The organism is Amycolatopsis pretoriensis, assembly GCF_900107925.1.
Lineage (GTDB): Bacteria > Actinomycetota > Actinomycetes > Mycobacteriales > Pseudonocardiaceae > Amycolatopsis > Amycolatopsis pretoriensis.
In genome coordinates, this window is the sequence record NZ_FNUJ01000010.1 from 166,916 (window position 1) to 189,005 (window position 22,090).

A 22,090-nucleotide genomic window follows, 5' to 3' on the forward strand; every position below is an offset into this window, starting at 1 on the left:
CGAGCGGCCGCGCTCGTGGGGAAGCGCGGTGTCGGGAGGAGTCGCACTGTGCGCGTGAGCTGGAACGGAGCCGATCAGGCCGGGTGGCAGGTGCTGGACGTCGCCGGCGTCGACCGGCCCGGGCTGACGACCGCCCGGCGGTGGGCCGAGGCCAAGCTGGGTGCGCTGCGGGAGACGGACCTGATCGACACCTTGATCGTCGTCGGCGAGCTGCTGGAGAACGCTTTCGTCCACGGTGGCGGGCCGCGGCAGCTGCGGATCCACCACGCGCACGACCCGTGCGAGGTGACCGTGGCCGTGGCCGACGACGGGACCGGCGAACCGAAGATGCGCGTCCCCGACCACGGTGGTGGCCGGGGACTGCTGCTGGTGGACCAGCTCAGCCTCGACTGGGGCGTGAGCCACCACGACGACGGCAAGCTCGTGTGGGCCCGCGTCGGGTGCGAGGAGGATTAGCCTCCCGCCAGCCGCAACAGCGCTTCTTCGGTGCTCGAGTGCACCGGCAACAGGTCGTCCAGGTGCAAGACGGCGATCGGCCGCAACAGGGCCCGGCACCGCCCCGCGACGGCGAAGGGCACCCCGGTGAGGGTGGCTTCCGCAACGGCGTCGAGCAGGATCGACAGGACGCGGGCACTGCAGAACGTCACGGCCGAGACGTCGAAGACGAGGGCGGCCGGGGCGAGCCGAAGTTCTTGGCGCAGCAGGGTTTCGAGGTGTTCGGTGACGGCGAGATCGAGCTCACCGGTAGCGGTGATCACGCTGGCATGCGCGGTGGCGGTGACATCGAAGACGGCGGGCGGGGAAAGCTGGGGAGCAAGCATTCGCGGAACCTCCTGGGCATAACGCCGTGAGGGTCGAGCACGACGGCTACAGGCTGAACCGCTGACCTCACCACCCTACAAGCGATGCGCAACCGTTGCACACTGGTTCCGCGCGCAGCGCGACCCACAGGAGGAGCTGGGTGGTCATCCCGTCGCCTGAGGCCGTCAAATCACTTTGAGCCGGGCCCGCAACCCAGAGACCAGGGCGAGGGAGAATGCCAGGCTTGCGGGCCCGGCTCAAAGTGATAGGCCTCGTTCAGGCGACGGGATGACCACCCAGCGGCCCACGTCCCCAACGAGAGACGGCAGCGAAACAGCAGGCCATCCCAGAGCCTGCCCGTCCGGCGAGGACAGTCTTTTGCTTCTAAGCCGCGGCAGAGGCACGCCGCAGCACAGCCTCCCGCCGGAACCGGCCAGGCGTAGTGCCCACCTCGGCGCGAAACGCGCGACCGAACGCCGACTCCGACCGATAACCCACCCGGTCCGCAACGGTCGCAACCGGCGCATCCGTGGTGGTCAGCAGCTCAGCCGCCGCCATCACGCGAGCCCGGGCCAGGAACGCGCCCACGGTCATCCCCGTCTCCCGGACGAACCGTCGCAGAAAAGTCGCACGGGACATCGAGGCCTGCCGACCGAGCCGCTCGATCGTCCAGTCCTGCCCCGGTTCGGCCAGAACGCTCCCGACCGCATCGGCGATGCCCGGATCGGTCACCGCCGTCCAAACGACGTCCGCGCCGCGGGCCGTGCGAAGCACCATCGCGAGCAGCACCGTGCACAGCGCGGCGAGGATCGCCGCCGTCCCGGACCCTTCGCGGCTCGCCTCCAAGCGCATCAGCGAACTGAGCGCGCGCAGGACCTCGTCGGTTTCGGCGGACTGCCCGAACGCCACGTGGATCGCCCCAGGCAGGCTGCGGAACAGCAGCGCGCCGGCGCCCGCGTTGACCGTGTAGTGCCCGCAGAACAGGTCGATCACCGGGTCGCCGCCGCGCTCGCTGCGCGTCGTGGCGAACGCGTCCCCGTCCGTCTCGACGATCCCCCGCGGCCGGCCCGGCCCCGCCGTGACCACCCGGTGCGCGGCGCCGCTCGGGATCAGCACGACGTCGCCGGAGCGCAGTTCGAACACCTCGCGGCCGACGTACAGCCGGCACTCGCCGTCCAGGAGGACGTGAAACGGCACTTCGAGCTCGCCGTAGCGGGCGATGTCCATCCGCGTGGCCGCCCCGAGCAGGCAGTGCTTCTCGAGCGTCGCTCCGAGCTGGGCCATGCGCAGCAACCGGCTGATGGTGTCCACGGTGATACTTTGGGGCAGTTATCTGATCCGAACAAGCCTGGTCGGATCATCGCGGCCGAAGCAGACTCGGGCGCATGGAAACCACCCAGCTCACCGCGGACGTCTTGGTCATCGGCTTCGGCAAAGGCGGGAAGACCGCCGCGCACGCCCTCGGCGACGCGGGTCAGCGCGTCGTCCTCGTCGAGCGCTCGGAGAACATGTACGGCGGCACCTGCCCGAACGTCGGCTGCGTGCCGACCAAGATGCTCGTCCACTACTCGACCGGCCGCCGCCTCGAAGACGACGCGCAGGAGTTCTTCGCCCGCTCCATCGAAGGCGTCCGCACCCTGACCAGTGCCTTCCGCGCGGGCAACTTCGCCTCGCTCGACGGGAAGGACACCGTCACCGTCATCACCGGCACCGCCCGGTTCGCCGACCCGCACACCGTCACCGTCGGCGAAGGGGACGACCGGATCACCGTCACCGCCCCGACGATCATCCTCAGCACCGGTTCCGCGCCGGTCGTCCCGCCGATCCCGGGCCTGGCCACGAGCAAGCACCTGGTCAGCAGCACCGAGCTCACACAGGCGGCGACGCTGCCCGAGCGGCTCGTGGTCGTCGGCGGCGGTTACCTCGGGCTCGAGTTCGCGTCGATCTACCAGCACTTCGGCACGCACGTCACCGTCCTCGAAGGAGCGCAGCGGCTGCTGCCGCGTGAGGACGAAGACATCGCCGAGGCCGCCCGCGAGATCCTCGAAGGCGACGGCATCCGGATCATCACCGGCGCCAAGATCACGAAGGTCGAAGACAGCGGCGCCGTCGCGAAGGTCGTCTACGAAAAGGACGGCGAGACGCACGAAGTCGAGGCCGGCGCGCTGCTGCCGGCGACCGGCCGGCGTCCGGTCACCGACGGGCTGCGGCTCGACGCGGCCGGCGTCCGGACCACACCCGCCGGCGCCGTCGAGGTCGACGAGCACCTGCGCACGAACCAGCCGCACATCTTCGCCGTCGGCGACGTCAACGGCGGCCCGCAGTTCACCTACGTGGCCCTCGACGACGCCCGGATCGTGCTGGACCAGCTGCTCGGCGAAGGCAAGCGCACCACGGCCGACCGGGTCGCCGTGCCGCACACGCTGTTCACCACCCCGCCGCTGGCGACCGTCGGCCTGACCGAGCGCGAAGCCCGCGCGCAGGGCCGGAACATCAGGGTCGGCAAGAAGCGGGTGGCCGACATCGTCGCCATGCCCAGGGCCTACACCGTCGAAGAAACGCGCGGGATGATGAAGTTCGTCGTGGACGCCGACACCGACCTGGTCCTCGGCGCGGCGCTGCTGAGCATCGACGCCCAGGAGGTCGTCAACACCGTCGCGCTGGCCATCCGCCACGACGTGACCGCGACCGAGCTGCGCAACGCCATCTACACGCACCCGAGCTCGACCGAGGCGTTCAACGAGGTCATCCCTGTGCGGTGAGCACACCCGCGGCGGCATCCGGTGGGCACTTCCCCCATGGCCAGACCGGCGCCGCCGCCCTAGCGTGGGAACCCGGTGACGAGGAGGTTCCCGCGGATGCTGATCGACGACCTGGCCGCCGTGCTGCCGGCGGACCGGCTGGTCCGTGACCCGGACGTCGTGGCGGGCTTCGCCCACGACGAGGCCGAGTGGGCGCCCTATGCCCGGCCCGCCGTGGTCGTCCGGCCGCACACCGCCGAAGAGGTCCAGGCCGTGGTCAAGGCCTGCCTGAGAACCCGCACGCCGCTGGTCACCCGCGGCGCGGGCACCGGCCTGTCCGGCGGGGCGAACGCCGTCGACGGCTGCGTCGTGCTGGTCACCGACCGGCTCACCGCCGTCAAGGAGATCAACGAGCGCGAGCGGTACGCCGTCGTCGAGCCCGGCGTCGTCAACGACGACCTGCGGGCCGCCTGCGCCGAGCGCGGGCTCTGGTACCCGCCCGATCCGGCCAGCTCGCCGTGGTCGACCATCGGCGGGAACGTCGCCACCAACGCCGGCGGCGTCTGCTGCGTCAAGTACGGCGTCACCCGCGACTACGTCCTCGGCCTGCAGGTCGTCACCGGCACCGGCGAGCTCGTCCGGCTCGGCCGCCGCACCGCGAAGGGCGTCGCCGGCTACGACCTGACCGGGCTCATGGTCGGGTCGGAGGGCACGCTCGGCGTCGTCACCGAAGTGACCGTGCGGCTGCGGCCGGCCCGCGCGGCCGAGCGGACGGTCGCCGGGTACTTCGACACGACCGTCGACGCCGGGCGGGCCGCCGCCGCGGTCGCGGCCCAGGGTGTGCTGCCCTCGGCGCTCGAACTCGTCGACCGGCACTGCCTGGCCGCGGTCGACCAGTGGAAGAACATGGGCCTGAGCGCCGACGCGAACGTCGTGCTCCTCGCCCGCACCGACGCTCCCGGCGCGCTCGGCGAGCACGAAGCCGCGGAAATCCTCGACTGCTTCGAGCAGGCCGGCGCGACCTGGGCCGCGCAGTCGACCGACCAGGCCGAGGCCGACGCGCTGTTCGCCGCCCGCCGCCTGGCCTACCCCGCGCTCGAACGGCTCGGCCCGCTGCTCACCGAAGACGTCTGCGTCCCGACGCAGGCGGTGCCCGAGATGCTCGCCCGCATCGATGCCGCGGCGCGGCGCCACGGCGTCCACATCGCGAACGTCGCGCACATCGGCGACGGCAACCTGCACCCGCTGCTGGTCACGCCGGCCGGCGACGACACCGCACGGAAGAACGCCCAAGCCGCGTTCGACGACATCATCGCCGGCGCGCTCGACCTCGGCGGCACCGTCACCGGCGAGCACGGCGTCGGCCTGCTCAAGCAACCCGGCCTCGTGCGCGAACTCGGTCCCGAGGTGGTCGCGATGCACCGCGCGGTCAAGAAAGCCCTCGACCCGCAGAACATCCTCAACCCCGGCAAGGTCTTCCCCGAAGGGACACCCGCATGATCGTCCGCACCACCTCCGGCGACGTCCGCGGCGAGCCGATCGCCACCGGCGTCCGGTTCCGCGGTCTCCCCTACGCCGCCGCACCCGAAGGCGAGCTGCGATTCGCGGCACCCGCGCCCGCGCCGGCGTGGGACGGCGTCCGCGACACGCGTGAGGCCGGACCCACCGCGCCGCAACGGCACCGGACGATCCCCGGCCTCGACCTCTCCGCCGTGGTCGGCGACGGCTGGCGGCCCGGCGGCGACTACCTGACGGTCGACGTGTGGACGCCGGACCCGGGCGCGTCCGGGCTCCCGGTGCTGGTCTTCGTGCACGGCGGCGCGTTCATCGGCGGCACCGGGTCGGCCCCGGTCTACGACGGCACGGCGTTCACCCGCGGCGGCGCGGTGCTGGTGACCGTGCAGTACCGGCTGGGCATCGACGGCTTCCTGCCGCTCGACGGCGGCGAGACCAACCTCGGCCTGCGCGACCAGCTCGCCGCGCTGCACTGGGTCCAGGACAACATCACGGCGTTCGGCGGCGACCCGGCGAACGTGACGCTGTTCGGCGAGTCCGCGGGCGCGATCAGCGTCGCGTGCCTGCTCGGATCGCCGCTGTCGGCCGGGCTCTTCCACCGCGCGGTCGTCCAAAGTGGACACGCCAACATGGTGCGGGGCCGGGCGGAGCTGGAGCGCGTGACGCAGTCGGTCGCCGCCGGCCTCGGCGTCGAACCCACCGCCTCGGCGTTCCGCAAGCTGAGCACCGAGCGGCTGCTCGACGCGCAGGACGCCCTGCTCAAGCCCGGCGGCGGCCCCGACCTGCGCGACGAAGACGGGCTGGACCGCAGTTTCGGCCTGAGCCCGTTCCTCCCGCTGGTCGGCGACGACGTCCTGCCGCGGCACCCGGGTGCGGCGATCCGCGCCGGTGCGGGCGCCGACGTCGACCTCGTCGCCGGGACGTGCCGCGAGGAGATGCTGCTGTACTTCGGCCCGACCGGGCTGCTCGACGTGCTCACCGACGAACAGGCCGTCGCGATGCTCTCGGCGTCACACCCGGACGCGGCGGGCGTGCTGCGCGGCTACGGCTTGGGCGACGGCCGGAAGGCGGGCCAGGTGTTCGTCGAGGCCATGACCGACCTCGTCTTCCGCGACGGCGTCAAGGAACTCCTCGAGTGCCACCAGGGCCGCTCGTACCGGTACGAGTTCGAGTGGCGGGCCCCGCGGCTCGGCGCGTGCCACGGCATGGAGCTGCCGTTCGTCTTCGACTCCCTCGCCGCGTCCGCCTCGCTCGTCGGCGACGAGCCACCGGCCGAGCTGGCCCGCGAAGTCAACGCCGCCTGGACGCGGTTCGCCGCCACCGGCGACCCGGGCTGGTCCCCGACCGGGACGACGCACCTGGGCTGATGGACACCCACGGCCTGCGCGAGCTGTACGACCTCGTCCTGCGCCTGTCGGCGGTCCACGACCTCGACGCGCTGGTGCAGGAGGTGGTCGACCACGCGCGGCGCCTGCTCGGCGTCGACGTCAGCTACCTCGCGCTGGCCGAGCCGGACGGTTCGCTCGTCATCCGCGTCACCGACGGCTCGCTCGGCCCGCGGCTGCGCGGTGTCGTGCTGCCGCCGCACAGCGGGCTGGCCGGGCAGGTGGCCGGCACGGGCGAGCCGGTGCAGAGCGCCGACTACCTCGGCGACGCCGCTTTGACGCACCTGGGCGAGGTCGACCGCGTCGCCGAGGACGAGGGCCTGCGCACGATCCTCGGCGTGCCGTTGCGGTTGCGCGGCAAGGTGGCCGGCGTGCTGATGGTGTCGCAGCGGGCGGTGCGCCGGTTCACCGCGGCGGAGTCGTCGCTGCTGACGTCGCTGGGCTCGTTCGCCGCGATCGCGATCGAGAACGCCAAGCTGGTCACCGCACTGGCGGAGGCGAACGACCGGCTGGAGCGGGCCGTCCGGCTGCACGACCGGCTCGGCGAGGTGGCGCTGCACGGCGGCGCCGCCGAAGACGTCGTGGTGCCGCTGTCGGAGCTGGTGGGCGGGTTGGTGCTGGTCGCCGACGAGCACGACGACGTCCGCGCGGCCGCCCGCGCCGGCTCGCTGGTGGAGGGACGTCTCGACGGCGCACCGTCGGCGTTGTTCGCCGCCGCCCGGCGGACGCACGTGACCGAGCGGGTGGTGACCGTGCCGGTCGCGTCGGCGAACGCGTATTTCGGCGCGCTGCAGGTGATTCCCGACGCGCCGCTCGCCGAGGCGGACGTCCGGTTGCTGGAGCGGTCGGCGATGACCGTCGCGCTGGTGGCGTCGGTCGAGCGCGCCGAGCGCCGGACGGCCGAGGAGCTGGTCGAGCACCTCGTGACGCGCCGGGTTCGCGAAGTCCCGGCCTACGCGCGCGACCTGCGGCGTCCGCACCTGGTCGTGGTGAGCGAAGACCCGCGGCTGCGGAGCCTCGCCACGCTTTCGTCCACAGTGGATGGTCGCCTGGTCGCCCTGGTCCGCGCCGACGAGGCGACGGTCCGCTCGTGGTCCCTGGGCACGACCGGTCTGGCGGGCCCGGCGACCGGGGCGGCCGCGCTGGCCGACGCGTACGACGACGCGGTCGCGTGCGTCCGGGTCTTGAACGCCTTGGGACGCAAGGGTTCCACCGCCTCGCCGGCCGACCTGGGTCCGTACCGCTACCTGCTGAGCCAAGCCGGGCGCGCGGAAGCCGGCACGTTCGTCACCCGCACGCTGGGCCCGCTGCTGGCCCACGACGAGGAGCGCGGCACGGACCTGGTCCACACGGCGGAGGTCTTCCTGCGCGCGGGCCGCCGCAAGACCCCGGCGGCCGAAGAGCTGACGATCCACCCGAACACGCTTTACCAGCGCCTGGACCGGATCACGGCGTTGCTGGGCGAAGGCTGGCAGGACGGCGATCGCGCGCTGGACGTCCACCTGGCCCTGCGCCTCCACCGCCTGGCCGCCGACCTCGCGTGACCCCCCTGTCGTCAACCCCTGTTCGGGCCGATTGACACAATGAGCGTGCGTCAGGGATCGTCGAGAGACGAAGAACACATTCCTCGTTTTTCCTCCGCGCAGACGAACCCACGGAGATGACCCATGACGAATATCAAGGTGACGCTTTCCGGCGGTCCGGCAGAACTGGTCGAACGGCACCGGGAGTGGACGGTCGCCGGCCTCGGCGAAGTCGCGAAGGTCAGTTTCGGCGCCGGCTACGAGCATTTCTCCCACGAAGGCGAGTTCACGACGACCACCGGCGGCGACCAGGTCCCGGTGTTCGCGTGGTGCGGCCGCACCCGGGTCGCCGAATAACCCGGGTTGTCGTGAGTGGTAATTCGGGTTCTAACCCGAATTACCACTCACGACATCTTTAGCCGTCCGACTCAGCGGAGGGGAGGTACGCCCCCGGCACCTGCTCGGGCGCCACGACCTGGTTCTCACCCGGGTAGGGCTGGGACCACCCGTGCGTCTGGTACCACGTGAAGTGGTTCATCTGCGCGGGGTTGGCGTAGTCCGCGACGGCGTTCGGGCCGGTCAGACGCTGGTGCGTCGTCCATTCCTGCCACTGCTCCGCCACCTGCTTCTTGTCCGCGGGCACCGCCGAGGACGGCACCGGCGCCGCCGCCGGGTTCGCCGCGGCCGGGGTGTCCGGACCGCACGACGGTTGCGTCGCCAGCCCGCCCGTCAGCGACGTGCGGTTCGGCAGCGCGGTGAACGGCGTGTAGTCCGGCTTCTTCGTGAAGGCCGCGCTCATCGGCGTCGCCGCGCTGTCCTTCTGGTTCATCGGCTTGACCCCGAGGATCTGCTCGATCGTCCGGACCATCGTGATCTGCGAGTAGTAGTGGCTGTCGACGACGCCGTGCTGGGCGTAGGGGCTGATGATCTGCACCGGCGCCCGGTGCCCGTCGACGTGGTCCAGACCGGCCTGGGAGTCGTCCTCGACGACGAAGATCGCCGAGTCCTTCCAGTACTGGCTGTGCGAAATCTCGTCCACGATGCGACCGACGGCGAGGTCGTTGTCGGCCACCTGGGCGGCCGCGTTCGGCGGGCCGCCGGTGTGGTCGCTGGACAGCCAGAACATGTTCAGGTTGGCCGGCCCGTTCTTCTCGAAGTCGTTCTTCCAGATCTGGTACCGGTAGACGTCCGGCACCGCCGTGTCGAACTTCGGGAAGCCCGGCACCGAAACGTCGTTCAGCGACGGGATCGGCGACGACGACACCAGCGGGTAGGCCGTCGGCTCACCCGTGGCCGCCATGTTCTTGGCGTCGCAGTACAGGTTCTGCCAGCTCGCCCCGGCGGGCTTGGTCAGGAACTGCTGGAACTCGCCGAAGTCGCGGACCGACTTCCCGGCCGCCTGCGCGCCGGTCCAGAGGAACCCGGAGCTCTGGTGGCCGAGCGCGTCGTCCTCGGTGTCGTAGCTGCGCAGGTACTCCCCCGCCGACGACTCGGTGTACTCGGGGTTGTCGGCCTGCATCAGCCAGTTGTGGCCCTCGGCGGAGTTCGTGCCGATGTCGTAGGTGTTGTCGTACAACCCGAACTGCTTCTCCAGCGCGTGCTGATTCGGCGTCACGTTCTCGCCGAACTGCGTCACGCTCGGGTCGCCGTTGCCGCGCGCGTCGTCACCGAAGACCTGGTCGTAGGTCCGGTTCTCCTTGACCAGCAGGAAGACGTGCTTGATCGTCGACGGGTCGCCGAGACGCGCGGGCACCGGCACCGGGCTGCGGTGGCCGTTGTCCGTGGCCAGCTGGACCGAGTCGTTCGTCCAGCCGTTCTGCTTGAACACCTGCGCGGTGTAGCCGCGGATCGCGCGGTCGTCCGGCAGCCGGAACTTCTGCACGCTCGACGTCGTGTCGTGCGTGCCGTGCCCGGCGGCCGTGGTGGGCCGGAGGGCGTCGATGCCGCGGGTGTTGGAGACGACGACGTCCTTGCCGACCGTGGTGATCGCGGTCGGGAAGTAGTCGGTCGGCAGCAGGCCGACGTAGCTCACCGGCTCCTGCGCCCGCTCGAAGCGGTAGACGGCGACCGCGTTCGCGCGGCCGAGCGTCACCAGCAGATGCCCGTCGCCGGTGAGGGTGACACCGTCCGGCTCGTACCCGACCGAAGCCTGCGGCCACGGCTGCGTCGCGATGGTCTGGACGACCTTGTCGCGGGCCGGGTCGATGACCGAAACCGTGTTGCTCGCGGTGTTCGTGACGAACAGCGCACCCTTGGCGGAGTACACCGCGGTCGGGTGCAGGCCGACGTCGATGCTCTTCGGCGCGGCGGTCGCGTTCGCGAGGTCGATCACGCTGACCGTGCCGCTGGTCGTGGCGCCGGTGAACTGGCTGGCCGGCACCTGGGTGTTGTAGGAGTTCAACGTCGGCTCGCCGGGCTTGGCCGGGTGACCGCCTTCGTTGCTGACGTACAGCTTGTCGCCGACCTTCACCAGGTCGCGCGGCGCGTTGCCGACGGCCCAGCTCTGCTTGATCGTGCCGGTCGCCGCGTCGAGGGCGACGACGCGGTTCTGGCCGTTGACCGCCGAGTACACAGTGGACGCATCGGACGAGAAGACCGCCTGCGCGACCAGCGCGTGCTTGGCGCCGTCCGCCGGGATCTTGACCGACGTCGGCGCGGCCACGGTGCCGTCGGGGTTCACCGTGAACTTCGTGTAGCCGTCGGTTTGGGCCAGCCACAACGACTTCCCGTCCGGCGAGTACGTCGGGCCTTCCTGCCCGACGTCGTTGCCGGCGATGCGCAGGTTCGCCGTCGCGGAGTTGCCGACGAGCTGCTGCACCTTCCAGTTCTTCAGGTCGACGACGGTGAGCGCGATGCCGCCGTCGGTGGTGAGCGCGGCGAGGTGGCTGCCGTCCGGGCTGACCGCGGACGCCATGATCTTGCCGTTGTTCACGACCAGGCGGTCACCGATCGGCTTGATGTACTGGTCCGCGGAGACGACCTGGCCGTTCTCGGTGACCTGGCCGACGTGCTCCTCGCCGAACTGCGCCGTCGACGCGACACCGACGCCGGTGCCGGTGGCGACGAGCACGAGCGTGGCGGAGCCGGCCGTCGCGTAGCGCAGCCGGTGGCCGCTGCTCCGGCTCTTCCCGGCACGCCGTCTGCGGCGTGTTACCTGCATCGGGTTATCCCTTCGTGGTGGTGAGCAGCTCGACGTTCCCGTCGAACTGCCAGAGCGGGTTGGGTTGGTCCCCCGCGGGGGTCCGCACCTGGAAGTAGCCGTTCACTTCCTTCGGTCCGTCGCCGTCGGCGACGTACCGCCCGTCCGAGGTGATGTCCAGCTGGTAGATCGCCTGGCCCGTCGCGTCGACGCCCGGCAGGTGCCAGGAGACGACGCACCGCCAGTCGTTGCCGGGCCCGTCCGGCGCGACCAGGCCGTCGCCCTTGGTGCACGCGGCCGACGCGGCCAGCTGCTCCTCGGTGACGTCGGGCCGGTTGAGCTGCCCGGCCTGCAGCCGGTAGAGGTGGGCGAAGGCGGTGGCGACCGACCGCTGGACCTTGTCCAGGTCGATCCCGGACCCGGTGGCCGGCGTGGCGAGCGCGACGATCCCCGCCGTCACGGCGAGCAGCGCGACCAGCGGCAGGACACCGAGGGTGAGCGCGCGGCGGCCCCCGCCGTCGTGGGCGGGGTTGGTGAAGTCGCGGCGCACGAAGAGCAGGTAGGCCAGCGCGGTCGCGACGACGGCCCACGCGAGGCTGACGCCGACCGCGATCAGCAGCGGCCCGAGCTGGGCGGGGTCGGTGAACAGGCCGTTCCACGCGATGAAGGCGTAGCTGGGCAGGGCGAGCCGGACGGCGACCGGCAGCGGCAGCAGCTGGGCCAGTGCCAGCACGAGCGCGACGACGGCGGGCAGCAGCAGCCCCATCGGCGAGCGGCCCCAGAGCACCGATCCGAGCAGCCCGATCGCGCCGAGGGCGAGCGTCGGGGCGAGCACGCAGACCCACGCGAGCAGGACCTGCACCGCGGCGTCGCCCGGGGCCAGGGAGTGGCCGTCGAGGCCGACCAGCGGCCGGCTTCCCGCCGCGAGCACCCCGCCCACCGCACCGGAAACGGCCATCCCGGCGACGAGCACGAGGATGGCGGTCAGGCTGGCAAGCGCTTTCGCGACGAAGATCCGCCGCGGCGAGCGGACCGCGACCAGCAGGTGGCGCCAGGTGCCGAGCCGGTCTTCGGAGGCGAAGACGTCCCCGGCGACGACCGACGTCAGCAGCGGCAGCGCGTACGTGCCGGCGAACCCGAGCATCACCAGCGGTCCCGCCCAGCCGGTCGCGTTCATCCACCGGCCGAAGAGGGTGTCGACGGGCAGCGAACTCTGCTCGCTGACCACCGCGACGAACAGCGCCGGCGCGATCCAGCAAGCGAGCACGAGCAGGCGGATGCGCCAGGCGGCGAACAGCTTGACGAGCTCGAAGCGGTAGCCGCGGGTCACCGGGACGGGCCGGGCGGCTTCCGTGAGGGTCGCGGTCATCGGCCGGCCTCCGGCTGTTCGGTGAGGGCGAGGAAAGCGGCTTCCAGCGGCGACACGACGGGCGCGAGCTCGCGCACCGCGATGCCGTCCTTCGCCAGCCGCAGCACCAGTTCGTCGAGCGCGGGGGTCAGCGCGCGCACCACGAAGACGTCGGCCTCGGGATCGGCGACGCGGACCCCGGGCGCGGCGGCGACCAGGGCGCGGGCTTTGCCCGGGTCGGAAGTGCGCAGGCGGTGATCGAGTTCGCCGTTCTCGGCCGAGAGCTTGCCGAGCGGGCCGGTGAAGACGACGCGGCCGGTGGCGAGGATGGTGACCTCGGAGCACAGCGCTTCGAGGTCGTCCATCCGGTGGCTGGAGAGCACGACGGTGGTGCCCTCGGCGGCGAGCCGGTCGAGGACGCCGTGGACGTGCTTCTTGCCGGCCGGGTCGAGGCCGTTGGCCGGCTCGTCGAGCACCAGCAGGCGCGGCTCGGTGAGCAGGGCCGCGGCGAGCCCGAGGCGCTGGCGCATGCCGAGGGAGAAGCCGCGCACGCGGTCGTCGGCGACGTCGGTGAGCCCGACTTCGCCGAGGACGCCGTCGATCTTCGGCGTCTTGCGGTCCCGGCCGTGCAGGCCCATCAGCGCGGCGAGGTTCTGCCGGGCGGTGAGCGACGGGTAGAGGCCGGGACCGTCGACGAACCCGGCGACCCCGCCGAGGTTCCTGCCGACCGGCGCGCCGAGGATCTCGAGGCTGCCCTCGTCGGCGACGGCCAGGCTGAGCAGCAGGCCGAGCAACGTCGTCTTGCCGGCGCCGTTCGGGCCGACGAGGCCGTGGATGTGGCCGGGCGCCACGTCGAAGTCGATGCCGTCGAGCGCGACGACGTCACCGAAGCACTTCGTGATCCCGCGCGCTCTCACTGCCAGGGGTGCGTCCATGGGTTCCTTGCTTTCACTCTGCGGCTCGAGCAGGAAACTTAGGCACCGCAAATTACGGCGGCGGGCGAGCAGGGTGAACAGGGTCCGAACGGCAGCCGACCGGCGCCCGCCGAGGCGGTGAAATGTCCGGGTTAAGCCGGTCCCTTACGGCGAGTTAACCGACCGCTTGTCTGTCCACAGTGGATCCGATGGATCTCCACCCCGGTCTCCACCCGGCGGAGGTCCTGCTCCACCCGGGTCCCGCCCTAGCGTTTCCTCGTCGGAACACGAGGAGGGAAACGGACATGGGTGAAGTCGTCCAGTTCATGCTGCTGCGGTTCGCGATCATCGGCGGCGGGGTGCTGCTGCTGCTGATCGTGCTCGGGGTGATCGCCGTCGTCTTGAAGAAGGTCGGGCGGTGATCACCGCTTCGGCTGCAGTCCGTGCCGTTCGGCGTAGCGCAGCGCCTCGACGCGGTTGCGCACGCCGATCTTGGCGAAGGCGTTGTTGATGTGCGTCTTGACGGTGGCCTCGCCGATGAACAGCTCGGCGGCGATCTTCGCGTTGCTCAAGCCGGCGGCGATCAACCCGAGGACTTCGGCCTCCCGCGCGGTGAGGCCGTCCGGAAGGCTTTCCTTGCGCGGCTTCACCCCGGAGAGGGCCCCGGCGACCTGGCGCGAGACGTCGGCCCCGAAGGTGAGCTGCCCGGCGACGACGGCCCGCAGCGCGGCGCCGATCTCGTGCCGCCCGGCGTCCTTGGTGAGGTAGCCCTTGGCCCCGGCGGCGAGCGCCCCGGCGATCGACTCGTCGTCGGAGTACGTGGTGAGCACGAGCACGGCGACGCCGGGGTGTTCCCGCGTCAGCCGTTCGGTCGTCTCGACGCCGTTCAGCACGGGCATGTTCAGGTCCATCAGGACGACGTCGAGGCGGTCGAGTTCGCCGGCCAGGGCGAGCGCCTGCTCGCCGTTCGCGGCCGAGCCGACGACGTCGACGTCGTCGAGCAGGCCCAGCAGCGCGACCAGGCCTTCGCGCACCACCTGCTGGTCGTCCACCACCAGCACCGCGATCGTCATGATCGGCAGTCTGCCGCATCCGGGAGGATGGGCGGGTGCTGATCCCCGAAAGTGTCCGGACCCACTGGTGGCGCGGCGCGCTCGTGGTGGTGGCGGTGGTCGTGGTCTGCTTCTCGACGAGCCCGTTCGGCGGGCTGTTCGGCCTGGTCCCGCTCGTGGTCTGGAGCACGCTGGCGCCGTCGCGGCGGTCCGGGCTGATCGTCGGGGCGGTGCTGCTGGCGCTGCTGGCGTGGTTCGTGCTGCCGGGCGCGCTGGGTCTCGCCGGGCGCTGGGTGCCGGCACCGATCGAGATCTACTGGCTGCACACGACCATCGCGGCGGTGGTGTGCGCGATCGGCGCCCGGCGCGGGTTCGTCGGGCTGTTCCTACTGGTCATCGCCGGATTCATCGTGACCGGCGGCGCGCTCTTCGCGGCTTACGAGTCCCCGCCCGGCTGCGAAGGAGTGGCGCCCGGTCCCGCGCAGTTGCGGATTACTCGCGACTTCAACTGCGGCTCGCACAACTGCTGGGGCGTCCTGGAGACCACCGGCGACCGCGCCCCCGAGGTGATGCGCGACTACCTCGTGGCCCGGCACTTCACGCCGGCGCCGACGATCAACCGAGTTCCGCGCTACTGCCGGACGACGGGGCTCCTCGTGGAGCACGAGGTCTGCGTGGACGTCTGGCCGCTCGGGCCGGCCGCGGCGCGGGTGGAGTGGTACGTGAACTGAGGGAAGGTGGCGCGGCGGGTTCCGGAGCCGCCGCGCCACCGGGCCTCACCCGGGCGCGACCGCGCGGCCGGTCTGCGGCGAGATCATGCCCGCGCACAATCCGCGTTGCGCCAGGGTCTGCGCGATCCGCGGGATGGCGGCCAGCGTGTTGGCGGGCCATTCGTGCATGAGGATGATCTGGCCGTTCCCGAGGCGGGCGTTGGCCTGCACGATGGCGTCGACGCTCGCGTTGTTCCAGTCCTGCGAGTCGACGTCCCAGATGATCTGCCGCAGGCCGTACTTGGCCTCGACGGCCTGCAGTGTCCCGTTGGTTTCCCCGTAGGGCGGCCGGAACAGCTTCGGCGTCCCACCCCCGGCGGCCGCGATGGCTTGCTGGGTGCGGGAGACCTCGGAGTCCATTTGGGACTGGCTCTGCTGCGTGAGGTGCGGGTGGGTGTAGCTGTGGTTCCCGACCCACATCCCGGCACTGACTTCGGCCCGCACTTGAGAAGGATAGGCGGCGGCGTACTGCCCTTCGTTGAACATGGTGGCGCGCAGGCCGTTCTGCCGCAGCGCGTTGAGCAGCGACGGGGTGTGCGCGTTGGATGGACCGTCATCGAAGGTGAGCCCGACGTACCCACCGCAGGCAGCGGCGTGCGCGGGAGTGGTGCTTATTGCACTGGTCATCGCGAGCAGCGCGGCCGCGAGGATTGTCATGCGCATCGGTCAGCCCACCGAGATGTTCGAGTTGCCGCTGCTCTGGTACCCCTCGGTGGCGAGGATCATGTAGTAGTTGAAGCTGCCCATGCGCATGCCGTAGCGCGCCCAGGCGTCGAAGTGGTTCCCGGTGGTGATGCTGCCCCCGGTGCGCTTTTGTTGCCGCACGGACCAGTACTGGTTGAAGGTCTTGGTCCCTTCGACGGAAGGGGCGTTGTAGCGGGTGGTCTGGTAGACGTCGTAGGTGCCGCCGTCGCTGGTGACGGTGCCCTTGTAGGTGCCGGTGGGCCGGTAGGTGCCCCAGTTGTCGACGATGTAGTACTCGACGAGCGGGTTCGAGGTCCAGCCGTAGAGGGCGAGGTAGCCGTTGCCGGAGGGGTTGAAGCTGCCGGAGTAGTTGACGGTCCGCCGGCTCCCGTTGCTCCACCCCTTGCCACCGACGAAGTTCCCGACGTTGCTCCAGTTCATCCGGTAGTTCCCCCCGGACCCGAGCGTCATCTGCACGGACCCGCCACCATCGGTCCAGAAGGAGTAGTAGTAACCCCCGTTGTTCCCGGTCTGGCTGGTGGTGATGACGGTATCGGCCCGCGCGGTCCCGGGCAGCAAGGCGGCGACCAGCGCAAGGGCGGCCCCACCGGCGAAAACCCTGAAGCGGTTCTTGGTGAGCATGCTTCCTCCTCATCGAGGCCTGGCGATGGGTAAAGCATGTGATCGGGAAGAGTGGCGGGACAATGACTTTCGGAAAGTTTCGCGAGTACGGCAGTGATTACCAACTCACCAGCAGACGAGCCAACGCGTCCACAACCTGCTGGTGCACCAGCTCCACGACGGCGGCCTGGCCGAAATAGCCATCGCGACGTCGGCCACGATGGTGACCGGTGACGTCGCCCAGGAGCTGTCGCTCCGGCGGAAGACCGCGCGCGTCCTGGCCGATGGCGGGTGGTGCCCCCTCGGCACCACCCGCCTTCCACCCCCGCAGCTACTCCCGCAGGCCGATAGCGTCGATCGGCCGGGCCCTCAGTGCCACGAACGTCGACAACCCCATCGCCAAGAACCCCAGTACCGCCGCCCCGCCGATGACTCCGAAGTAGACGGACAACGGACCCGACGGCACCGGGCTCCCCCGCAACCCCGCGTTCAGCAACCCCAATGGCACCAACGCGACCACAGTCCCCACGACCACGGCGATCCCCACCGTCACCAAAGCCTCGAGCCGCATCATGTGCGTCACCTGGCGACGAGTCGTCCCCACCAACCGCAGCAACGCGAACTCGCGGGACCGCTGGGCCGTCGTCAACACCAGTGTGTTGGCCACCGAAATCGCCAAGTACCCGACGATCACCCCCGCCGCCACCAGGTTCAAGTAGAACTGCGCCTCCGAAGACGGCGAAGCGGACGCGGACGAAGACGACGCAGCCACCGTCAAACCCGGGTACGGCAACGAACGCAACGCCGCGGCCACCGCCGCGGGATCCGCGCCGGGAGCACGCCGGACCAGCACCGAGTCGTCCAACCGCCCGCCATTGTGCTGACGTGCCAACGAAACCGGCAGGACGAAGTCGCCGAAAGCCTTGTCGTGCGTGTACGTCGCCACCAGGCGGAGCTTGGCCGGGACGCCGTCGCCGAAATAGAACGTCACCTCGTCGCCCAGCTTCTTGTCCTGCCAGGCGGCCTCCGCCTTGCTCAGCGCCACCGTGTCGCCCGTCAAATCCGCGAGCCGGCCGGAGTCGACGCCCAGTTCCAACACCCCCTGAGACGAACCCAGCCCCTGCGCCGACGTTCGCTGGACGTCCGTGCTGTCGCCCACCGTCGACACCGTCAGCACCGACGTGCGCACCACCGGCGTCGCCGCGGCCACGCCCGGCAACCGGCTGACCGCCGCGGCCACCTCCGGCGAGACCCCCGCCGGGCCGGACAGCTCGTAGTCGGCCGTGGTCGAGCGCGAGGTCTCCGCTGCGGCGGCCGCCGTCGCGGACGTGGGGCCGTAGAACATCGCCAGCGCGAACGCGATCGCCAGCATCAACGGCGTCGCCGCCGCGGCCAGGCGCCGCGTGCCGGCCTGGGCGTTCGCCCCGGCCAGGTAGCCGCTGATCCGCCACAGCCGCGCCAGCACCGGGCTCAGGAACCGCACCGCCACCCCGGTCACCTGCGGCCCCACCACGGCCAGCCCGATCACGATCACCAGCGTCGACATCGACGAAACCGCCGTCGCCACGTCGCCGCGCAGGAACAGCGGCACCAGCGCACCGGCCAACCCGGCCAGCACCAGGCTCCAGCCGGTGATCGCCCGGACGCGGCCGAGCTCACGACGTTCGACCGCCGCCTCGCCGAGTGCCTCGACCGGCCGGATCGACGACGGGCGCCGCGACGCCGCCCACGCCGCCAGCCGGGCCGCGCCCAGCCCCAGCAGCACCGCCGCCAGCGACGGCAGCGGGCTGATCGCCAGGCCGAAGTCGGCCGGGATCACGCCGATCGCGGCGAACGCGTCGCGCAGCCCGGACGCGACCGCCAGGCCCAGCGCGCCGCCGAGCACGCCGGCGACGAGCGCGACGATCGTCGTCTCCAGGCCGATGAGCTTGCGGATCTGCCGCGGCGTCGCCGCGACCGCCCGCAGCAGCGCGAACTCCCGGCGCCGCTGGTTGATCGTCAACGCGAGCGTGCTGGCCACCACGAAAATGGCCACGAGCAGGGCGAACCCGCCGAACGAGCCGGCGATCGCGAGCAGCAGCGTCCGCGTCTGGCTGACGTCGAGGAACTCGATCGTGCTGCGCTCGACGCCGGTGGTGACTTCGGCGCCACCGGCGACCGCGCCGATCCGCTCGGCCAGCGTCTCGGGCGCCACACCAGGTTCGGCCAGGACGCCGATCGCGTGCGCCTGGCCGGGGCGGGCGGCCAGTTCCAGGGCCCGGGACGGCGTGAAGAACAGCGCCGACTGCCGCGACAACGCGTCCACGATCCCGCTCACGCGGAACTCGACGGGCACTGATCGGGTCATGATCCGCACCTGCCCGTCGACACCGACCCCCGCCTGCCGCGCCAGTTCGGCGTCCAGCACGACCTCGTCCGGCGCCCCGGGCGCCCGGCCGGCGCTCAGCCGGAACGGCGCCAGGACGGCCGCGTCCCAGTTGTGGCCCAGCGACTGCGGGCCGCCGAGCACCTCCCCGGAAGCCGTGACGACCTGCGCCGGGAAGCTCTGCTCGGCCACCGCCGTCCGGACACCGGGCACCGAAGCGATCCGCCCGGCCAGCTCCGCGGGCACCGAAGGCTGCTCGCCGACCTGGTCGAACGTCAGCGCGTCGGCACCCGGCGGGTGCACGGTCTGGGCACCGCCGACGACGACGGCCGCGGCGGCGTAGCGCTGGGTGGGGACGCCGGCGCGCAGGCCGGACTCCATGAGGACCCCGCAGCCCGCGACCAGCGCGGTACCGCAGAGGATCGCGATGAAAGCGCCGGTGAACCCGCCGAGCCGGCTGCGGATGGTCTGCCACGCGAGGGTCAGCACGCTCACCACTCCCCGAGGTGCGTCATGCGCTCCGCCACCCGCTCGGGGGTGGGGTGCGGCAGGTGCCCGGCCAGCTTGCCGTCGGCCAGGAAGAGGACGCCGTGCGCGGCCGAGGCGGCGACCGGGTCGTGGGTCACCATCAGGACCGTCTGGCCCATCCCGTCGACGACGGCGCGGAGCAGGTCGAGGACCTGCCGCGCGGTGCGGGTGTCGAGCGCGCCGGTCGGCTCGTCGGCCAGCACGACGTCGGGCCGGGCGATGAGCGCCCGCGCGATCGCGACGCGCTGCTGCTGCCCGCCGGACAGCTCCGCCGGCCGGTGCTCCAGCCGCTTGGCCATCCCGACGCCTTCGACGATTTCGCGCAGCCACTGCGGATCCGGCTTGGCGCCGGCCAGCCGCATCGGCAGCGTGATGTTCTGCAGCACGTTCAGCGACGGCAGCAGGTTGTAGGCCTGGAACACGAACCCGACGCGGGTGCGCCGCAGCCGCGTCAGCTCGTTCTCCTTCAGCCGCCCGATCTCGGTGCCGCCGAGCACGACCTTCCCCGACGTCGGCCGGTCCAGCCCGGCCGCGCAGTGCAGGAAGGTGCTCTTGCCCGAGCCCGACGGGCCCATCACGGCGGTGAACGTCCCCCGCGGCACCCCCGTCGTCACGCCGTCGAGCGCGGTGACGGCGCCGTCGCCGGAGCCGTACACCTTCCGCACCCCGGCCAGTTCCAGCGCGTTCCCTGTGGTCATTTTCGATCCCCTTCGTTCTCTGACACGAAAACTAGGGCGCTGACCTGGCCCGATCGATCCCGTGGAGAGGTGGATCCGGGGTAGCGCCAGCACCACCACGGTGGTGGGGTGGGACACTCCCGTCGTGAAGTCCCGCCTGCGCGTGTGGTGGTCGGCGATCCGGTACCTCGTGGTCGGCGCCGGCACCTCGGTGCTGTCGATCCTGGCTCTGGCCGGGCTCTTCGGCGTGCTGCTGCTGTGCCCGTTCGGGGTCGGGATCCCGTCGCTGGCCCCGGCGATCCGGCTTTCGCGGTGGCCGGTCGGGGTCGACCGGCGCCGGGCCGCGCGCCGGCTCGGCGAGGCCATTCCCGAGCCCTACCGCGACGGCTCCCCGCTGAAGGACCCGGCGACCCGCCGCGACCTCGCGTGGCTCGCGATCCACGCCGCGACCGGGATGCTGCTCGGCAGCATGGCGTTCGGCCTGCCGCTCGGCGTGGTCCAGCAGGTCGTGACGCTCGTGGCCTGGCCGGCCGCGGGCGGGATCGAAGGGTCCCTCGGCTTCGTGGTCGATTCGTGGCCGCGGGCCGGGCTGACCCTCCTGGCCGGCATCGCCTTCGCCGGGCTGACGCTCCTGCTGCCCCGCGCCGCGCGCTGGCAGGCCCGCACCGCGCGGAAGCTGCTCCGGCCGGCGCCCGGTGTCGTGCTGGCCGACCGGGTCGCCGAACTGACCGCGACGCGGGCGGCCGCGCTGGAGGCGCACGGCGCCGAGCTGCGCCGCATCGAGCGTGACCTGCACGACGGCACCCAGGCGCGGATCGCCGCGGTCGTGCTCCAGCTCGGCATCGCCGGGCAGCTCTACGACCGCGACCCGGACACGGTGCGCGACCTGCTGGTCAAGGCCCAGGACACCGCGACCGACGCGCTGGCCGAGCTGCGGACCGTCGTGCGCAGCATCTACCCGCCGCTGCTGAGCGAGCGCGGGCTCACCGGGGCGGTGCGCGCGCTGGCCGAGCACTGCCCGGTGCCGACGGCGGTCCACGTCGAGTACGAGACCCACCGCCCGGCCGCGGTCGAGGCCGCCGCGTACTTCGTCGTCGCCGAGGTGCTGGCGAACGTCACCAAGCACGCCGACGCGTCCACTGTGGACATCACGCTCGGCGGCACGGCTTCCCTGCTGTCCCTGCGGATCCGGGACGACGGCCGCGGCGGCGCCGACGAGCGGCGCGGCAGCGGGCTCTCCGGGATCCGGCGCCGCGCCGAGGCCTTCGACGGAACCCTCACCTTGACCAGCCCACCCGGTGGGCCGACCGTGCTGCGAGTGGAGCTGCCATGCGGGTCGTGATCGCCGAAGACGACGCCTTGCTGCGCGAAGGCCTCGCGCTGCTGCTGAAGACGGCGGGCATCGAGGTGGCCGCCACGTTCGACAACGCCGAGGGCTTCCTCGAGTTCGTCGAAGGCGACCGGCCCGACGCCGTCGTCATGGACGTCCGGATGCCGCCGACCCACCGCGACGAGGGCCTGCGCGCGGCCGTGCGCGCCCGCGAGATCCACCCCGGGCTGCCGGTGCTGGTGCTGTCGGCGCACGTCGAGACGAGCTACGCCGTCGAGCTGCTCGCGGACGGCGTCGGCGCGGTCGGGTACCTGCTCAAGGAGCGCGTCGGCAAGGTCGAGCGGTTCCTCGACGCGCTCGAACGGGTCGCGAAGGGCGGCACGGCGATGGACCCGGAGGTCATCGGCCAGCTGATGTCCCGCCGGCGCGCGGCCGACCCCCTCGAAGCGTTGACCGCGCGGGAGCGGGAGGTGCTGGCGCTGATGGCCGAGGGCTACAACAACGGCACGATCGCGGAGCTGCTCGTCGTCAGCGACGGCGCGGTGCTCAAGCACATCCGCAACATCTTCGCGAAGCTCGGCCTGCCGTCCGACGAAGGCGGCGGGCACCGCCGGGTGCTGGCGGTGCTCGCCTACCTCGGCCGCGACGCGGGGTAGCGCTGGCGCTACCCCGGATCCGGGTGCCGGCGGGATCGTTC

Annotated in this window: 19 protein-coding genes; 9 read left to right on the forward strand and 10 right to left on the reverse strand. The window is 71.7% G+C overall.

What is annotated here, in order from left to right:
- Positions 1-54 precede the first annotated feature (54 nt).
- Positions 55-456: an ATP-binding protein gene (locus BLV96_RS38155; RefSeq protein ID WP_244180786.1), complete on the forward strand. Its 402-nt coding sequence runs from the start codon at positions 55-57 to the stop codon at positions 454-456.
- Here BLV96_RS38155 and BLV96_RS38160 read toward each other — a convergent pair.
- Both BLV96_RS38160 and BLV96_RS38165 read right to left on the reverse strand, forming a co-directional pair.
- On the reverse strand, positions 453-821 hold the full coding sequence (locus tag BLV96_RS38160; protein ID WP_086674102.1) for an STAS domain-containing protein: 369 nt from the start codon (positions 819-821) through the stop codon (positions 453-455). The genes BLV96_RS38155 and BLV96_RS38160 overlap by 4 nt on opposite strands.
- 364 nt (positions 822-1,185) lie before the next feature.
- Entirely contained in the window at positions 1,186-2,112 is a 927-nt protein-coding gene (locus BLV96_RS38165) for an AraC family transcriptional regulator (RefSeq protein ID WP_086674101.1), read from the reverse strand.
- 74 nt (positions 2,113-2,186) lie between these two features.
- Between BLV96_RS38165 and BLV96_RS38170 the strand changes: the two genes are divergently transcribed.
- The 5 genes from BLV96_RS38170 to BLV96_RS38190 all read left to right on the forward strand — a co-directional run bounded on the left by BLV96_RS38170 (position 2,187) and on the right by BLV96_RS38190 (position 8,322).
- A complete protein-coding gene (locus tag BLV96_RS38170) occupies positions 2,187-3,563 on the forward strand; it encodes a dihydrolipoyl dehydrogenase family protein (protein ID WP_086674100.1) in 1,377 nt (458 codons plus the stop codon).
- Positions 3,564-3,659: 96 nt separating this feature from the next.
- On the forward strand, positions 3,660-5,042 hold the full coding sequence (locus BLV96_RS38175) for an FAD-binding oxidoreductase (protein WP_086674099.1): 1,383 nt from the start codon (positions 3,660-3,662) through the stop codon (positions 5,040-5,042).
- Positions 5,039-6,424, forward strand: coding sequence for a carboxylesterase/lipase family protein (locus BLV96_RS38180; RefSeq protein WP_086674098.1), 1,386 nt, complete (start codon positions 5,039-5,041; stop codon positions 6,422-6,424). Before BLV96_RS38175 ends, BLV96_RS38180 begins: the two co-directional genes overlap by 4 nt.
- Positions 6,424-7,986 (forward strand): helix-turn-helix domain-containing protein, encoded by a 1,563-nt coding sequence (locus tag BLV96_RS38185; protein ID WP_086674097.1) that lies wholly within the window; start codon positions 6,424-6,426, stop codon positions 7,984-7,986. The genes BLV96_RS38180 and BLV96_RS38185 overlap by 1 nt, the downstream gene beginning before the upstream one ends.
- 123 nt (positions 7,987-8,109) lie before the next feature.
- Positions 8,110-8,322 (forward strand): DUF5988 family protein, encoded by a 213-nt coding sequence (locus BLV96_RS38190; RefSeq protein WP_086674096.1) that lies wholly within the window; start codon positions 8,110-8,112, stop codon positions 8,320-8,322.
- Between the two features lie 58 nt (positions 8,323-8,380).
- On the opposite strand, the gene BLV96_RS38195 is transcribed toward BLV96_RS38190, so the two are convergent.
- The 4 genes from BLV96_RS38195 to BLV96_RS38210 all read right to left on the reverse strand — a co-directional run bounded on the left by BLV96_RS38195 (position 8,381) and on the right by BLV96_RS38210 (position 14,439).
- Positions 8,381-11,125 carry an alkaline phosphatase family protein gene (locus tag BLV96_RS38195; RefSeq protein WP_086674095.1) on the reverse strand — a complete coding sequence of 915 codons (2,745 nt, stop codon included), beginning with the start codon at positions 11,123-11,125 and terminating at the stop codon, positions 8,381-8,383.
- Positions 11,126-11,129: 4 nt separating this feature from the next.
- Positions 11,130-12,473 carry an ABC transporter permease gene (locus BLV96_RS38200; RefSeq protein ID WP_086674094.1) on the reverse strand — a complete coding sequence of 448 codons (1,344 nt, stop codon included), beginning with the start codon at positions 12,471-12,473 and terminating at the stop codon, positions 11,130-11,132.
- Positions 12,470-13,387: an ABC transporter ATP-binding protein gene (locus tag BLV96_RS38205; RefSeq protein ID WP_167379878.1), complete on the reverse strand. Its 918-nt coding sequence runs from the start codon at positions 13,385-13,387 to the stop codon at positions 12,470-12,472. Before BLV96_RS38205 ends, BLV96_RS38200 begins: the two co-directional genes overlap by 4 nt.
- A gap of 401 nt (positions 13,388-13,788) precedes the next feature.
- Positions 13,789-14,439, reverse strand: a complete 651-nt coding sequence (locus BLV96_RS38210) for a response regulator (protein WP_086674092.1) — start codon at positions 14,437-14,439, stop codon at positions 13,789-13,791.
- Between the two features lie 35 nt (positions 14,440-14,474).
- Here BLV96_RS38210 and BLV96_RS38215 point away from each other — a divergent pair, with 35 nt between their 5' ends.
- Positions 14,475-15,149: a hypothetical protein gene (locus tag BLV96_RS38215; RefSeq protein WP_086674091.1), complete on the forward strand. Its 675-nt coding sequence runs from the start codon at positions 14,475-14,477 to the stop codon at positions 15,147-15,149.
- Between the two features lie 45 nt (positions 15,150-15,194).
- Here the strand turns inward: BLV96_RS38215 and BLV96_RS38220 are convergent, their stop codons facing one another.
- From BLV96_RS38220 to BLV96_RS38235, 4 genes are all read right to left on the reverse strand, one after another.
- Positions 15,195-15,851: a polysaccharide deacetylase family protein gene (locus BLV96_RS38220; protein ID WP_086674090.1), complete on the reverse strand. Its 657-nt coding sequence runs from the start codon at positions 15,849-15,851 to the stop codon at positions 15,195-15,197.
- Positions 15,852-15,854: 3 nt separating this feature from the next.
- The gene (locus tag BLV96_RS38225; protein WP_086674089.1) at positions 15,855-16,514 is read right to left on the reverse strand and encodes a glycoside hydrolase family 11 protein; all 660 of its coding nucleotides are present in this window, start codon (positions 16,512-16,514) and stop codon (positions 15,855-15,857) included.
- A gap of 310 nt (positions 16,515-16,824) precedes the next feature.
- Entirely contained in the window at positions 16,825-19,347 is a 2,523-nt protein-coding gene (locus BLV96_RS38230) for an ABC transporter permease (protein WP_167379885.1), read from the reverse strand.
- Between the two features lie 2 nt (positions 19,348-19,349).
- Positions 19,350-20,084, reverse strand: coding sequence for an ABC transporter ATP-binding protein (locus BLV96_RS38235; protein WP_086674087.1), 735 nt, complete (start codon positions 20,082-20,084; stop codon positions 19,350-19,352).
- 124 nt (positions 20,085-20,208) lie between these two features.
- Between BLV96_RS38235 and BLV96_RS38240 the strand changes: the two genes are divergently transcribed.
- The gene (locus tag BLV96_RS38240) at positions 20,209-21,405 is read left to right on the forward strand and encodes a sensor histidine kinase (protein ID WP_086674113.1); all 1,197 of its coding nucleotides are present in this window, start codon (positions 20,209-20,211) and stop codon (positions 21,403-21,405) included.
- On the forward strand, positions 21,393-22,049 hold the full coding sequence (locus BLV96_RS38245) for a response regulator (protein ID WP_086674086.1): 657 nt from the start codon (positions 21,393-21,395) through the stop codon (positions 22,047-22,049). The genes BLV96_RS38240 and BLV96_RS38245 overlap by 13 nt, the downstream gene beginning before the upstream one ends.
- Positions 22,050-22,090: the final 41 nt, after the last annotated feature.

Bases quoted from the DNA above. Each gene is read 5' to 3' on its own strand.
- BLV96_RS38180 (WP_086674098.1), top strand. From the start codon at position 5,039: ATGATCGTCCGCACCACCTCCGGCGACGTCCGCGGCGAGCCGATCGCC.
- BLV96_RS38235 (WP_086674087.1), bottom strand. From the start codon at position 20,084: ATGACCACAGGGAACGCGCTGGAACTGGCCGGGGTGCGGAAGGTGTAC.
- BLV96_RS38195 (WP_086674095.1), bottom strand. From the start codon at position 11,125: ATGCAGGTAACACGCCGCAGACGGCGTGCCGGGAAGAGCCGGAGCAGC.
- BLV96_RS38170 (WP_086674100.1), top strand. From the start codon at position 2,187: ATGGAAACCACCCAGCTCACCGCGGACGTCTTGGTCATCGGCTTCGGC.
- BLV96_RS38175 (WP_086674099.1), top strand. From the start codon at position 3,660: ATGCTGATCGACGACCTGGCCGCCGTGCTGCCGGCGGACCGGCTGGTC.
- BLV96_RS38225 (WP_086674089.1), bottom strand. From the start codon at position 16,514: ATGCTCACCAAGAACCGCTTCAGGGTTTTCGCCGGTGGGGCCGCCCTT.
- BLV96_RS38190 (WP_086674096.1), top strand. From the start codon at position 8,110: ATGACGAATATCAAGGTGACGCTTTCCGGCGGTCCGGCAGAACTGGTC.
- BLV96_RS38210 (WP_086674092.1), bottom strand. From the start codon at position 14,439: ATGACGATCGCGGTGCTGGTGGTGGACGACCAGCAGGTGGTGCGCGAA.
- BLV96_RS38160 (WP_086674102.1), bottom strand. From the start codon at position 821: ATGCTTGCTCCCCAGCTTTCCCCGCCCGCCGTCTTCGATGTCACCGCC.
- BLV96_RS38220 (WP_086674090.1), bottom strand. From the start codon at position 15,851: ATGCGCATGACAATCCTCGCGGCCGCGCTGCTCGCGATGACCAGTGCA.
- BLV96_RS38205 (WP_167379878.1), bottom strand. From the start codon at position 13,387: ATGGACGCACCCCTGGCAGTGAGAGCGCGCGGGATCACGAAGTGCTTC.
- BLV96_RS38185 (WP_086674097.1), top strand. From the start codon at position 6,424: ATGGACACCCACGGCCTGCGCGAGCTGTACGACCTCGTCCTGCGCCTG.
- BLV96_RS38200 (WP_086674094.1), bottom strand. From the start codon at position 12,473: ATGACCGCGACCCTCACGGAAGCCGCCCGGCCCGTCCCGGTGACCCGC.
- BLV96_RS38245 (WP_086674086.1), top strand. From the start codon at position 21,393: ATGCGGGTCGTGATCGCCGAAGACGACGCCTTGCTGCGCGAAGGCCTC.